This is a genomic window from Amycolatopsis australiensis, assembly GCF_900119165.1.
Lineage (GTDB): Bacteria > Actinomycetota > Actinomycetes > Mycobacteriales > Pseudonocardiaceae > Amycolatopsis > Amycolatopsis australiensis.
Map to the genome: position 1 here is coordinate 2,263,929 of NZ_FPJG01000006.1, position 13,461 is coordinate 2,277,389.

Consider the following 13,461-nt stretch of genomic DNA (forward strand, 5'->3'; position numbering starts at 1 on the left):
CGGGGGTTCCGGGTCGCGGCGGCCCGGCACGCGGGTCAGGGCTGTTCGCCGGTGATCGCCGCCAGTGCGAGGTCCTTCGCCGGCTCCGGCACTTCCGCCGGGGCGGTGAAGCGGCGGGCCCGGATGTGGGCGACCAGGTCCGGGTCCGGCGGCACCCCGTGCTCGCGCAGGTAGTACGCGACCGCGCCGGGCCACGCCCAGGCGCCGTCGGTGCGGAAGTTCATCGGCACCGCGTCCGTGCGGTCCGGTGCGAACGCGTCCGGGCCGTTGCTGCGCGAGGCCAGGATGACCGGCGCCGCGTCGAGGTAGGCCAGCACCCGTTCGGCCTCCGCCGGCACCAGCGCCGGGCGCCGGACGAGCGGCTTGCCCGCCGCGTCGAGGCCGTCGTAGATCCGGGGCGTGCGGATCTCGCCGTCCGGCACCGGCGGGGTCAGGCCGGCGCGTTCGCGCAGCCACGCCGGGATGTGCTGGTCGGCGCGCGGGAAGAACCGCAGCTCGTCCTGGAACCCGAGCGGCGGCGGCTGCCGGCGGAACGGCGGTTCGAGGTCCGGCCGCACGAACTCGACGTCCGGCGGCTGCCCCGGCGCGAACACGAGGATCGCGGCGAGCCACGTTCCCACGCCCGGCTGGTACATGCCCGACCGCAGCACGCCGAGCAGCCGCACGGCTTCCGGGTGCGGCTGCGCGGGCCTCGGCACGCCGTCCGGCCCGGTCACCAGCAGGTCGGCCTCGACGTGCCGGCCCGCGGCGCGGTATTCGGCGCGCAGCCGGCGCCACCCAGGCGGTACCTGCGCCGCGAGGGCGTGGCCGAGCTGCGCGACGAGCTCCTGCTGCTGCTCGGGGCGCAGCGGCCCCGGTGGCCCGCTCATGGTTGCTCCTCCTCGGATCCGCTCAGGACGTTCCGGCGTTCAGCGAGACTCGATGCCGGACGGGTGGGTCCGGCAGGTCGAGCTCGGCACGGTCACCAGATCAGCTCGTCACCCTTGAGGCCGGCCACCCGCGGACTTGTTCAGGTCGTCGGCGACGCCGGTTTCGTAGGACCGGTAGGCAGCCGCGGCTTCGCGCACCTTGCCGGACACCGCGGTCATCGCCTGCACGGCGTCCTTCAGCGCGTTGATGCCGTACTGCTCGACCGGGTCGAGCATCATCCGGAACGGCTGGCAGAGAATGCCGTACGCGTCGGTCGGCATGCTGACCTGGTTCGCCGCGTCGACGGCCTGCTGCAGCCCGTCACCGATGGCGTCGAGCTGCTTCGCGTGCGCCGTGAGGTCGGTGCTGAGTTCCACGTCTGCCACGGTTTTCCCCCTCAGGAAAGAATCGGTCCGCCGAATTCGTCGTCATCGTCGTCGACCGGGCGACGTCGCCGTGGCGGTTGCGGCGGCGACGGCGGGGTCCGCGGCGGTGCGGGCGGCTGCTCGTCGTTCTCCTCCGGCAGGAACCGGCGGACGCGGTCGGGCTCCGGGAACGCGGGTTCGGGCTCCGGCGGCGGTTCCGGGAACGTGCTCTGCGCCTCGCGGACGATCTCCGCCGCGGCCTGGTCGCCCGTGCCGGTCGTCTCGGCCATCGCCTGCTGCAGCAGCTCCGGGATCCGGGCCTGCGCGCGCTGCACCAGCTGCATCACCTGGGCCGACACCTCGGCCATGCGCTTGCCGGCCGCGGATTCGGCGATGACGAGGTTCTTCAGCAGGCCACGCGAATCGACGGTCACCTGGACCGAGCCGTCCTTCGCGCGCTCGGTGACCGTCTGGCCCTGCATGCGATCGGCCAGCGCCTGGTACCGGGCGGCGTTCTCCTCGAGCCGCTTGGTCCAGTTGTCGATCATCGCGTCGCTGGCGTCGATGCTGTCCGGCATCCCGGCCCCTTCTCCTCTGCTTCTCCCCACTGACGGATCCGGGGAGCCGTTGGTTCCCCCGAACGCCGTGAAGGCCACCATAAGGGACTCGACGTCCCTCATGGTGGCCTTCGCCGGTCTCAGGAGGTCACAGGTTGCCGCGGCGCTCCTGCTCGCGCTCGATCGCCTCGAACAACGCCTTGAAGTTGCCCTTGCCGAAGCCCAGCGAGCCGTGCCGCTCGATCAGCTCGTAGAACACGGTCGGGCGGTCGCCGATCGGCTTGGTGAAGATCTGCAGCAGGTAGCCGTCCTCGTCGCGGTCGACCAGGATGCTGTGCTCCTTGAGCGTCTCGATCGGCACGCGGACGTTGCCGATCCGGGCGCGCAGCTCCGGGTCGTCGTAGTAGGAGGCCGGGGTGTCGAGGAACTCGACGCCGGCGGCGCGCATCGCGGTCACCGTGGCGATGATGTCGTTGGTGGCCAGCGCGATGTGCTGGCAGCCGGCACCGTCGTAGAACTCGAGGTACTCGTCGATCTGCGACTTCTTCTTCGCGACGGCCGGCTCGTTCAGCGGGAACTTGACCCGGTGGTTGCCGTTCGAGACGACCTTGCTCATCAGCGCCGAGTACTCGGTGGCGATGTCGTCGCCGACGAACTCCGCCATGTTCACGAAGCCCATGACGCGGTGGTACCAGTCCACCCAGTAGTCCATCTTGCCGAGCTCGACGTTCCCGACGCAGTGGTCGATGGCCTGGAACAGCCGCTTCGGCGCCCCTTCCGGCCGCTTGACCGTGCTCTCGCGCGGCTCGTAGCCGGGCAGGTAGACGCCGTTGTAGCGCGAGCGGTCGACCAGCGAGTGGCGGGTCTCGCCGTAGGTCGCGATGGCGGCCATGCGGACCGTGCCGTGCTCGTCGGAGACGTCGTGCGGCTCTTCGAGGATGGTCGCGCCCTGCGCGCGGGCGTGCTCGACGCACTTGTCGACGTCGGTGGTCTCCAGCGCCAGGTCTATGACGCCGTCGCCGTGCTTGCGGTGGTGGTCGAGCAGCGGCGAGTCCGGCTTCACGCCGCCGGTGATGACGAACCGGGCCGAGCCGGACTTGAGCACGTAGGACTTGCGGTCGTAGACGCCGGTCTCGGGACCGGAGTAGGCGACGAGCTGCATCCCGAACGCGATCTGGTAGTACCAGGCGGTCTGGGTGGCGTTGCCGGCGACGAACACCACCGCGTCCATGGCCTTGACCGGGAACGGGTCGGTCGAGGCGTCGTGGTCGACGAGCCCGACGAGCTGACGCAGCTGGTCGTAGCTGACGTCGTCGAGTGCACCCTGGGGTTCGGCAGTCTGGGTCATACCTCGAAGGATCAGCCCTGCGAGGCAAGATGTGCAACGGTCTCTGTTTTTACTGGTCAATCTGACCAGTCATGGCCGGACATCGACGGTCATGGTGGACAATCTGTGCATGTCCGAGAACCTGGATGCGCTGGACGCGCGACTGCTGCTGTTGCTCACCGACTCCCCGCGCCTCGGCGTGCTGGAGTGCGCGCGCCGGCTCGGGGTCGCCCGCGGGACGGTCCAGGCACGCCTGGACCGCCTGACCGGGCGCGGCATCCTCGGCGGCTTCCCGCCGGAACTGGACCTGGCGGCGATGGGGTACGGCCTGACGGCGTTCGCGGTGCTGGAAATCGCGCAGGGCCGCCGGGCCGAGGTCGCCGAGGCGCTGGCGGCGATCGACGAGGTCTGCGAGGTGCACGCGACGACCGGGCAGGGCGACCTGTTCGTCCGCATGGTGGCGCGCGGCAACGACGACCTGCAGCGGGTGATCGACGAGGTGGTCGGCGTCCCGGACGTGCTGCGGACCTCGACGTCGATCGCGTTGTCGACGCCGGTGCCGCCGCGGGTCCGCCCCCTGCTGGAGCGGACCGCGCGGGGCTGACTACCGCTCGTCGATCACCTGGGCCAGGTACCGCTCCGCCGAGCGCTGGACCACCGCGGACCCGTCGGTGCGGACGATCGCGTCCCACCACGCGCCGTAGATCGCCTCGAACCGGTACCCGGCCAGCAGTTCCGCGGCGCGGCGGACGATGTGCGGGCGCTCCGGGATGTAGTTCGGGTAGCTGTACATGAAGGCGACGTGCGAGCGGTCACCGATGACCTGCACGATGTCGCCGGACAGCAGCGCGCCGCGGCCCTCCTCGCCGTCCGGCCAGTGCAGGACCGTGCCGCCGGTGAAGTGCACGCCCAGGTTGATCAGGCGCAGGTCGTCGGCGACGTCGAGGGTCGTGCCCGACCACAGCTTCACCGCCGGGTCCGGGCGCCCGATCCACTGCTGGTCGCCTTCGTGCAGGTAGATCGGCACGTCGAAGGCGTGCGCCCACTCCACCATCGTCGTGTAGTAGTGCGGGTGGCTGATCGCGATGCCGGTGATCCCGCCGAGGTCGCGGACCTGCTGGACCAGGGCGTCGTCGAGGTAGGCCGCGCAGTCCCAGAGGAAGTTCCCGGACCGCGCCCGCACCAGCAGCGCGCGCTGGCCGATCGCGAAACCGGGGTTGGAGCCGACGCCGACGAGCCCCGGCCCCTGCTCCTCGATCCGCGGCGTGTACGTGCCGCTCGCGCGGAGCGTTTCGAGGTTCGTCCACTGCTGCCCGGACTGCGGGACGTACTGGCGTTCGTCCTCGCAGACCGGGCAGTCGTCGCGGGCCACGGCGTACTGCATGCCGCACGCCTGGCAGATCGGTTCGGTGCTCACGGCGATGTCCTCCCAGAATGTGGATCCTGGGAGGACACGCTATCCCGGTTCACCGCGCCGATGGTGACCGATCCGGCCACAGCCACGGCCGAATCGCTTCGCGGCAACGGTCAAGCACCGCGTGGAGGGCGGCCTGCTTCGGCAGGACCGGTCACTTGGCGTCGGTGTAGGGCACCGCCTTGATCAGCGTGACCTTTTGGATCTTGCCGTTGGGCAGCTCGTACTCGCGCGACTCGCCTTCCTTCGCGCCGAGCAGGGCCTTGCCCAGCGGCGACTCCGGGGAGTACACGTCGAGTTCGCCCTCGGCGCCCTCTTCGCGGGTGGCGAGCAGGAACTTCTCCTCCTCGTCGTCACCCTCGTACTTGACGGTGAGCACCTTGCCGGGTCCGGCGGTGCCGTCGTTGGCGGGCGCCTCGCCGACCTTGGCCGAGCGCAGCAGCTCCTGGAGGTGCCGGATGCGCGCTTCGGCCTGGCCCTGCTCCTCGCGGGCGGCGTGGTAGCCGCCGTTCTCCTTGAGGTCGCCTTCTTCGCGGCTGTCGTTGATGCGCGCGGCGATGACCGGCCGGTTCTCGATCATTTCGTCGAGCTCCTGCTTGAGCCGGTCGTAGGCATCCTGGGTGAGCCAGGTCACCTTGGTGTCGCTCACGGTCACCATCTCCTCGTCGGGCCTGCCAGGCTTGCGTGTTCAAGCCGGCCCACACGGGCGTAGGTGCCCGCGTGGCTGAGATAAAGGAAAAACACGGCCCGTCCCGGGCCGTGCTGAGGATTCAGAGTATCACGGCGCGACAGTTCGACGCCCGTTAAATCCGCACGCCGTGGGCGTTGGGCGCGCGGTTCACCCCGTTGGCCGCTATGGGGTTGACAGATACCGTGGTATGTCGTACGAGCAGCCGAAGACGTCGGCCGTCACCGGTTCCCCGATGCTCTTGACCGTCGTGCTGATCCGGCTGTACCGCGCGCCGGCGGGGATCAGGAGTTCCTTGCGGCCGCTTTCGGCACCGGTCTTGTCCCGGACGCGCACGATGCACACGCCCGGCCTGTTGTCGTCGTCACGGGTGACGTTCAGGGTGATTTCCATCGCGTTGCCCGGTTTCGCGGCGAAGGCGACGCGCTCGGCGTCGATCGGCGCGGTGCCGAGGTTCACGTACGCGATCCACGCGATCCCGCCGCTGACCAGCAGGGCGACGGCCAGGAACACCCACCGGCGCCAGCGCCGCGACGTCGTCGCGCGCCCGCTGCCGTACCGCCCCTCGGGCAGTGCCGGCGCTGCCGTTTCCGCCAAGCCGGGGCCTCCTGCTCGTTCTTGTCGTACCCACGGGGACAATGGTGGGGCGGGTACGCCTTCGAGTATCCGCCCGCTGGGTGGGCGGCCCGCAGGTGGGTCGCGGAATACGGGGAGAAAAGGAGTCGTTCGCAGCATGGTGGACCAGCTGACGAAGACCGCCAAGCCGCGCCTGCGCATGATGGCCGTGCACGCGCACCCGGACGACGAGTCGAGCAAGGGCGCCGCCACGATGGCGCGCTACGCCGCCGAGGGCCATGAGGTGCTGGTCGTCACGTGCACCGGGGGTGAGGCGGGCAGCATCCTGAACCCGGCCATGGACCGGCCGGACGTGCTGGCGAACATGGCCGAGATCCGCCGCGAGGAGATGGCCCGCGCGGCCAAGATCCTCGGCGTGAGCCAGCGCTGGCTGGGCTTCGTCGACTCCGGCCTGCCCGAGGGCGACCCGCTGCCGCCGGTGCCCGAGGGCTCGTTCGCGGCCATTCCGCTGGAGGAGCCGACCGAGGCGCTGGTGCGCGTGATCCGCGAGTTCCGCCCGCACGTGATCACGACGTACGACGAGAACGGCGGCTACCCGCACCCGGACCACATCCGCACCCACGAGGTGACGATGGCGGCCTGGGAGGCGGCACCGGACCAGTCGCGCTTCCCGGATGCCGGCGAGCCGTGGCAGCCGCTCAAGCTGTACTACATGCACGGGTTCTCGAAGGCCAGGATGGTGGCGTTCGACGCGGCGCTGAAGGAGGCCGGGCTCGAGTCGCCGTACACGGAGTGGCTGGCGAAGTGGGACCCCGAGCGCGCCGATGTGATGGAGCGGGTGACGACCCGCGTGGAGTGCGGTGAATACTTCGAGGTGCGGGACGAGGCGCTGAAGGCGCACGCCACGCAGATCGACCCGAACAGCCGCTGGTTCTTCGTCCCGCTGGAGATCCAGCGGGAGGTCTGGCCGACCGAGGAGTACGAGCTGGTGAAGTCGCAGGTCGACAGCACACTGCCGGAGGACGACCTGTTCGCGGGCATCGCCGGCACCGAGGAGAAGGTGGACACATGAGTCTGACGCTGCCGGCCGGCGTGGCGCTTCCGGTGACCGCGTCGGCCCTGGTGCTGACGCAGCAGCCGGGCAACGGCGACAACGGCGGGCAGGGGGAGGACTTCGGCAAGTCCTCCCCGGTCGGCTTCCTGGTGCTGATCCTCTTCCTCATCGCGGTGGCCTTCCTGGTCCGTTCGATGACGAAGCACCTGAAGCGCGTCCCGGCGAGCTTCGACGAGCCGGCCGCGGAGGCGGCTCCGGAGCCTGGAGAGCCGGAGGAGAAGAAGGCCGAGGCGCCGGCGGAGCAGAAGAAGCCGACGAACAACAACACGTCCTCGTCGAAGGCGGACTGACCGCGGTCAGTGCAGTACTTTCGCAGGCGCTTGCGAAATCCTTGACGGACCCAGAGCGGACTGGAGCTCCATCGGTTCGCGATACTCTGCCGCTCGTGAACGGCAGCCCGTAACTTCGACACTTTCGTGTCGAGCGAGCGTCTCGCACGCCAGGTCGTCGGCCGCCGCTGCCGGGCGAAGGAGAAATGGCCGGCGACCACTGTCGAGGAGGCCGAGAAGCCCGCGAAGGACTCCTCGGCCACCAGGCCGACTAGCTACAACCTCGGGTCAACCGGATCCGACTCCAGCGCGAGGACCGCGAAGACGCACTCGTGGACCCGCCACAACGGCTCACCCCGCGCCAGCCGCTCAAGCGCCTCCAGCCCCAGCGCGTACTCGCGCAGCGCCAGCATCCGCTTCCGGTTCAGCCCGCGCTTGCGCAGCCGCTCCAGGTTCTCCGGCAGCGTGTAGTCCGGGCCGTAAATGATCCGCAGGTACTCGCGCCCGCGGACCTTCACTCCCGGCTGGACCAGGCCGCGCGGGCCGCGCGTCAGGTTCGCCGCCGGCTTCACCACCATGCCTTCGCCGCCCGCCGCGGTCAGTTCCTCCCACCACGCGACGCCCTTCGCGACCGACTCCTCGTCCAGCACGTCCACCGAAAGGGACCGCGTCCGCTGGAACCGCGGCCCTGTCAGGCCGTCCAGTACCGACAGGTGCCACGAGTGCGGCCGGTCATGGTAGGCCGTCCCTTCGGACGCCAGCAGCTGGAACGGCGCCAGCCGCACCCCCTCCAGGCCCGACGTCGGCCAGCAGTAACGCCGGTAAGCCGCCCGGTAAGAGTCCACTGTGGATGAACGCGAAGCCGTGCGCCGCAACAGATCGGAGACGTCGATGCCGCGGGCGGCCGTCGTCGCCAGTGCCGAGACCGCCGCCGGCAGCACCGCCTGGGCCGCCGCGCCCACCGACGCGTACTGCGCTGCGATCAGTGACCCCGCCTTCGCGCTCCACGGCAGCAACTCCGCGTCGAACAGCAGCCAGCCCGACTCCAGCTGCTCGAACAACCCGGCCGCCGCCGATCGCACGTCCGCCAGGAGCAACGCGTTCTGCTCCGCCGAGAAGAACGGCCGTCCGGTCCGCGTGTACACCGCGCCGCCGCCGCTGATCCCGAAGCGCCGCAACGCGACGTCCTCGTCCCGGCACACCAGCACCACGGCCCGCGACCCCATGTGCTTCTCTTCGCACACGACGGACTGCACGCCCGCCGCCCGGTACTCGGCGAACGCCTCCTCCGGGTGCTCGAGGTGATCCGGACGGGACGACGTCGAGCACGGCGCCATCGTCGGCGGCAGGTAGGTCAGCCACCGCGGGTCGACCGCGAACCGGCTCATCACTTCCAGCGCCGCCGCCGACTGCTCCGCCGAGACGCCGATCCGGCCGTGGTGGGCGGTCTGCACGATCCGCTTCCCGGTGACGTCGGCCAGCTCCAGCACCGCCGGCTCACGGCCACCCAGCGGACGCGAAGCATCGAGCGGCCGCGAAGGCTCGTACCAGACCCGATGCGCCTTCACCGACACGACTTGACGCTCCGGGTAGCGCAGCGCGGTCAGCTTCCCGCCGAAGACGCAGCCGGTGTCGAGGCACATCGTGTTGTTGACCCACTCCGGCTCCAGCGTCGGCGTGTGCCCGTAGAGCACCATCGCGGACCCGCGGTAGTCGCGCGCCCACGGCAGCCGCACCGGCAGGCCGTACTCGTCGGTCTCGCCGGTCGTGTCGCCGTACAGCGCCATGCTGCGCACCCGCCCGGACGCGCGCCCGTGGTAACGCTCGGGCAGCCCGGCGTGCGCGACGACGAGCTTGCCGCCGTCGAGGACATAGTGCGCGACCAGCCCGTCGCAGAACTCGTGCGCCTGCCGCCGGAACTCGTCGCTTTCGGCGCCGAGCTGCTCCAGGGACTCGGCGAGCCCGTGCGCGACGTTGACCTTCCGCCCGTGCAGCGCCCGCACCAGCTTCTGCTCGTGGTTGCCGCAGACGACGAGCGCGGTGCCGGCCGAAGCCATTCCCATCACGCGCCGCAGCACGCCCGGGGTGTCCGGTCCGCGGTCGACGAGGTCGCCGACGAACACCGCGGTCCGCCCGTCCGGGTGCACGCCGTCGACGTACCCCAGCTCGGCGAGCAGCTCCTCGAGCTCGGCCGCGCAGCCGTGCACGTCGCCGATCACGTCGAACGGCCCGGTCAGCTCGCGCCTGTCGTTGCGCAGCGGCTCGACGACAATCTCCGCCTCGGCCACCTCGGCTTCTGACCGGAGCACGTGCACGCGCCGGAAACCCTCGCGCTCCAACGACTTCAGCGACCGCTGCAGCTCGCCGCGCTGCCGCCGGACGACGTGGTCGCCGAAGTCGCGGTCCGGCCGTCCGGCGTTGCGGGCGAGGCACACCTGCACCGGCAGGTCCAGCACGATCGCGGTCGGCAGCACGTCGTGCTCCTTCGCGAGCTTCACCAGGCTCGCCCGCGAAGCGCGCTGGACGTTCGTCGCGTCGATGACGGTCATCCGCCCGGCCGCGAGCCGCTTCGCCGCGACGTAGTGCAGCGCGTCGAAGGCCTCGGCCGACGCCGACTGGTCGTTCTCGTCGTCGGCGACGAGCCCGCGGAAGAAGTCGCTGGAGAGCACCTGCGTGGGCGCGAAGTGCGTGCGCGCGAACGTCGACTTGCCGGAGCCGGAAGCGCCGACGAGCACGACGAGCGCCATGTCGGGGACGGTCAGCTTCACGCGGCCACCTCCTCGTGGGTGGTGAAGACCGCCATCTGGGTCGGCGGTCCCGATTCCTGGTCCACCGGTCCGATCGGCACGTATCGGACGTCGTAGCCGCGTCGGGTCGCGACGCCGTCCGCCCAGGCGCGGAACTCGGCTCGCGTCCATTCGAACCGGTGGTCGGCGTGCCGGAAATGCCCCATCGGCAGGAACTCGAACAGCCGGTTGTACTCCGCGTTCGGCGTCGTGACGAACACCGTGCGCGGCGCCGCGACCCCGAACACCGCGTGCTCCAGCGCCGGGAGCCGCTCGGGGTCGACGTGCTCGACGACCTCCATGAGGACAGCGGCGTCGTACCCGGCCAGCGCCGGGTCGGCGTAGGTCAGCGCCGACTGCCGCAGCGTGACGCGGGAGTTGTCCTTCAGCCGCTTCTCGGCGGTGTTCAGGGCGCTGCTGGAGACGTCGACGCCGACGATCTCGGTGAACGAGCGGTCCTCCTCGAGGACGCGCAGGAGTGCGCCGCTCCCGCAGCCGAGGTCGAGCACGCGCCGCGCGCCGGCGGCCCGCAACGCGGCGAGCACGCTGCCGTGACGCTGCGCCGCGAGGCTCTCCGGCCGGTCTGGCACCTCCGTGACCAGTGCTTCGGCTTCGGCGGGGACGTCGTCGGCCTCGGCGAGCCGCGAGAGCGCGTAGGTGACGACCGGACGGCGCCGCTCGAGGTAGCGGTTGGTGATGAGCGTGCGCTCGGGATGCCCGGCGAGCCAGCCGTCGCCGGCGCGCAGCAGCTTGTCGGCCTCGTCCTGCCCGACCCAGTAGTGCTTGTCCCCGTCGAGCGCGGGCAGCAGGACGTAGAGGTGACGCAGCGCGTCGGCGACGCGGTGCGTGCCCGAAAGGCGGAGGTCGACATAGCGGCTGTCGCCCCACTGCGGGAACTGCTCGTCGAGCGGGATCGGCGTGGCGGAGACGTGCCAGCCGAGCGGCTCGAACAGCTTGTGCACGACCTCGGCCCCGCCGCGCGCGGACAGTGACGGCACGTGGATGTCCAGGTCGAAGGGCGCGTCGACGAGGTCAGGACGCGCGGCACACCGTCCGGCGAGCGCGGTCGTGAACGCGGCCCGCAGCGCGACCGCGAGGTACGACCCACCGGCGTAGGGCCGGTCGTTGACGTACTGGGTCAGCGAGGTCCCACCCCCGCGAACGAGCGCGACGGGATCGATCTCGACGAAGAGCGCGACGGTACAGCGCGCCGGCGAAGCCTCCGGGTAGAAGACGTGCGCGGTCCCGGCCGACAGCGCGACCGACTGCGCCTTCTCCGGATGCTTGTGCAGGAGAAAGCCCAGGTCGGTGGCGGGGTCACGGGTCGTGGTGATCGTCAGCAGCACCGGCCCAGTGTGGCGGAGGGGCCGGTGACCGCGCGCCCGGTTTTCCCGGGTGCGACCCTGGAGTCATGAACCGCCTCGCGCGAGCGACCAGTCCGTACCTGCTCCAGCACGCCGACAACCCCGTCGAGTGGTGGCAGTGGGGGCCCGACGCGCTCGCCGAGGCGAAGCGGCGGAACGTGCCGATCCTGCTCTCCGTCGGCTACGCCGCCTGCCACTGGTGCCACGTCATGGCGCACGAGTCGTTCGAGGACGCCGAAACCGCGGCCGTGATGAACGCGCACTTCGTCAACATCAAGGTCGACCGCGAGGAACGGCCCGACATCGACGCCGTCTACATGGCCGCCACGCAGGTGATGACCGGGCAGGGCGGCTGGCCGATGACCTGCTTCCTGACCCCGGACGGCGAGCCGTTCCACTGCGGCACCTACTACCCGCCGTCGCCGCGGCCCGGCATGCCGTCGTTCCGGCAGTTGCTCACCGCCGTCGCGGAGGCCTGGCGGGAGCGGCCCGGCGAGCTGGTGGACGGCGCGAAGCAGGTCGTCGCGCACATCGCCGAGCAGACCGGCCCGCTCCAGGAGTCCGTTGTGGACGAGGCCGTGCTCGCCGGCGCGGTCGGGAAGCTGCAGCAGGAGGCGGACCCGGTCAACGGCGGGTTCGGCCGCGCCCCGAAGTTCCCGCCGTCGATGGTCCTGGAGTTCCTGCTGCGCCACCACGAACGCACCGGCTCGCGGGTCGCTTTGTCCCTGGTGGACGCCACGGCGGAGGCGATGGCCCGCGGCGGCATCTACGACCAGCTCGCCGGCGGCTTCGCGCGCTACTCCGTCGACGCCGAATGGATCGTGCCGCACTTCGAGAAGATGTTGTACGACAACGCGTTGCTGCTCCGGTTCTACGCCCACCTCTGGCGGCGCACCGGCTCGGCGACGGCGTTGCGGGTCGCGACCGGTACCGCGGAGTTCCTGTTCGAAGGGCTGCGCACGCCCGAAGGGGGCTTCGCGTCTTCGCTCGACGCCGACACCGAAGGCGTCGAAGGCTTGACGTACGTCTGGACGCCTTCGCAGCTGCGTGAAGTGCTCGGTGACGAAGACGGTGCTGCGGCGATCGAGCTGTTCGGCGTCACGGACGAGGGGACTTTCGAGCACGGTACGTCCACGCTGCGCCTGTTCGGTGACCTGCCGGAACACATCCGCGTCAAGCTGCTGGAAGAGCGGGCGAAGCGGCCGCAGCCGGGTCGCGACGACAAGGTGATCGCGTCGTGGAACGGCCTGGCGATCACAGCGCTGGCGGAAGCGGGCGTCGCCCTCGATCGTCCACAGTGGATCGAACGGGCCGTCGAGGCCGCGCAGCTGCTGCTGCGGGTGCACGTCGTCGACGGCCGGCTGCGCCGCAGCTCGCGTGACGGTGTGGTCGGGGAGTCCGCCGGCGTGCTCGAGGACTACGCCTGCGTCGCCGACGGGTTCCTCGCCCTGCACCAGGCGACCGCCGACCCGAAGTGGCTGGCCGAGGCGACCCGGCTGCTCGACCTGGCGCTGGCGCACTTCGCGTCCCCGGACGTCCCGGGCGCGTACTTCGACACCGCCGACGACGCCGAGACGCTGGTGCAGCGCCCGGCCGACCCGGGTGACAACGCGAGCCCGGCCGGGGCGTCGGCGCTGGCCGGGGCGCTGCTGACGGCGTCCGCGCTGGCGGGCCACGAGCATGCGGCGCGCTACCGGGAAGCCGCCGAGCAGGCACTTCGCCGCGTCGGCGTGCTGGCCACGCGGGTGCCGCGGTTCGCCGGGCACTGGCTGTCGGTCGCGGAGGCCCTGCGGGCCGGTCCGGTGCAGGTCGCGGTGGCCGGCGTGGATCCGGCGTTGCGCCTGGCCGCGGCGCGGGGCATCCACGGCGGCGGCATCGTGCTGGCCGGCGAGCCGGACGCGCCGGGCGTCCCGCTGCTGGCGGACCGGCCCCTGGTGGGCGGCGCTCCCGCCGCCTACGTCTGCCGTGGCTACGTCTGCGACCGCCCGGTCACCTCGGCCGAGGCGCTGACCGCTCAGCTCTGATCGCCCTCGGTGAACGCCATCCCCACTCGCGTGATTTCGGCGTAGCTTCATTAGCGATGTAATCATGT

13 protein-coding genes are annotated in these 13,461 nt (G+C 71.0%); 4 read left to right on the top strand and 9 right to left on the bottom strand.

Features of this window, described 5'->3' with window-relative positions; genetic code table 11:
* Nucleotides 1-35: 35 nt before the first annotated feature.
* The 4 genes from BT341_RS12145 to hppD all read right to left on the bottom strand — a co-directional run bounded on the left by BT341_RS12145 (nt 36) and on the right by hppD (nt 3,179).
* A complete protein-coding gene (locus BT341_RS12145; RefSeq protein ID WP_072476389.1) occupies nt 36-869 on the bottom strand; it encodes a ferredoxin in 834 nt (277 codons plus the stop codon).
* Between the two features lie 108 nt (nt 870-977).
* Nucleotides 978-1,295: a type VII secretion target gene (locus BT341_RS12150; protein WP_072476390.1), complete on the bottom strand. Its 318-nt coding sequence runs from the start codon at nt 1,293-1,295 to the stop codon at nt 978-980.
* A gap of 11 nt (nt 1,296-1,306) precedes the next feature.
* The gene (locus tag BT341_RS12155; protein ID WP_072476391.1) at nt 1,307-1,852 is read right to left on the bottom strand and encodes a YbaB/EbfC family nucleoid-associated protein; all 546 of its coding nucleotides are present in this window, start codon (nt 1,850-1,852) and stop codon (nt 1,307-1,309) included.
* Nucleotides 1,853-1,979: 127 nt separating this feature from the next.
* Entirely contained in the window at nt 1,980-3,179 is a 1,200-nt protein-coding gene (gene hppD, locus BT341_RS12160; protein ID WP_072476392.1) for a 4-hydroxyphenylpyruvate dioxygenase, read from the bottom strand.
* 109 nt (nt 3,180-3,288) lie between these two features.
* Between hppD and BT341_RS12165 the strand changes: the two genes are divergently transcribed.
* The gene (locus tag BT341_RS12165) at nt 3,289-3,762 is read left to right on the top strand and encodes an Lrp/AsnC family transcriptional regulator (RefSeq protein ID WP_072481911.1); all 474 of its coding nucleotides are present in this window, start codon (nt 3,289-3,291) and stop codon (nt 3,760-3,762) included.
* On the opposite strand, the gene BT341_RS12170 is transcribed toward BT341_RS12165, so the two are convergent.
* From BT341_RS12170 to BT341_RS12180, 3 genes are all read right to left on the bottom strand, one after another.
* Nucleotides 3,763-4,575, bottom strand: coding sequence for an MBL fold metallo-hydrolase (locus tag BT341_RS12170; RefSeq protein WP_072476393.1), 813 nt, complete (start codon nt 4,573-4,575; stop codon nt 3,763-3,765).
* 151 nt (nt 4,576-4,726) lie between these two features.
* Entirely contained in the window at nt 4,727-5,230 is a 504-nt protein-coding gene (gene greA / locus BT341_RS12175; RefSeq protein WP_072476394.1) for a transcription elongation factor GreA, read from the bottom strand.
* A gap of 195 nt (nt 5,231-5,425) precedes the next feature.
* Nucleotides 5,426-5,857 carry a DUF4307 domain-containing protein gene (locus BT341_RS12180; RefSeq protein ID WP_245804948.1) on the bottom strand — a complete coding sequence of 144 codons (432 nt, stop codon included), beginning with the start codon at nt 5,855-5,857 and terminating at the stop codon, nt 5,426-5,428.
* A 136-nt stretch (nt 5,858-5,993) separates the two neighbouring features.
* On the opposite strand from BT341_RS12180, the gene mca reads away from it, so the two are divergent.
* The gene (mca, locus tag BT341_RS12185; RefSeq protein ID WP_072476396.1) at nt 5,994-6,908 is read left to right on the top strand and encodes a mycothiol conjugate amidase Mca; all 915 of its coding nucleotides are present in this window, start codon (nt 5,994-5,996) and stop codon (nt 6,906-6,908) included.
* Entirely contained in the window at nt 6,905-7,240 is a 336-nt protein-coding gene (locus BT341_RS12190) for a hypothetical protein (protein ID WP_072476397.1), read from the top strand. The genes mca and BT341_RS12190 overlap by 4 nt, the downstream gene beginning before the upstream one ends.
* Nucleotides 7,241-7,494: 254 nt before the next feature.
* Here the strand turns inward: BT341_RS12190 and BT341_RS12195 are convergent, their stop codons facing one another.
* Both BT341_RS12195 and BT341_RS12200 read right to left on the bottom strand, forming a co-directional pair.
* Nucleotides 7,495-9,987 (bottom strand): polynucleotide kinase-phosphatase, encoded by a 2,493-nt coding sequence (locus BT341_RS12195; RefSeq protein ID WP_072476398.1) that lies wholly within the window; start codon nt 9,985-9,987, stop codon nt 7,495-7,497.
* Nucleotides 9,984-11,351 (bottom strand): 3' terminal RNA ribose 2'-O-methyltransferase Hen1, encoded by a 1,368-nt coding sequence (locus BT341_RS12200; protein ID WP_072476399.1) that lies wholly within the window; start codon nt 11,349-11,351, stop codon nt 9,984-9,986. The genes BT341_RS12195 and BT341_RS12200 overlap by 4 nt, the downstream gene beginning before the upstream one ends.
* A 65-nt stretch (nt 11,352-11,416) precedes the next feature.
* Between BT341_RS12200 and BT341_RS12205 the strand changes: the two genes are divergently transcribed.
* Nucleotides 11,417-13,393, top strand: coding sequence for a thioredoxin domain-containing protein (locus BT341_RS12205; RefSeq protein ID WP_072476400.1), 1,977 nt, complete (start codon nt 11,417-11,419; stop codon nt 13,391-13,393).
* Nucleotides 13,394-13,461: the final 68 nt, after the last annotated feature.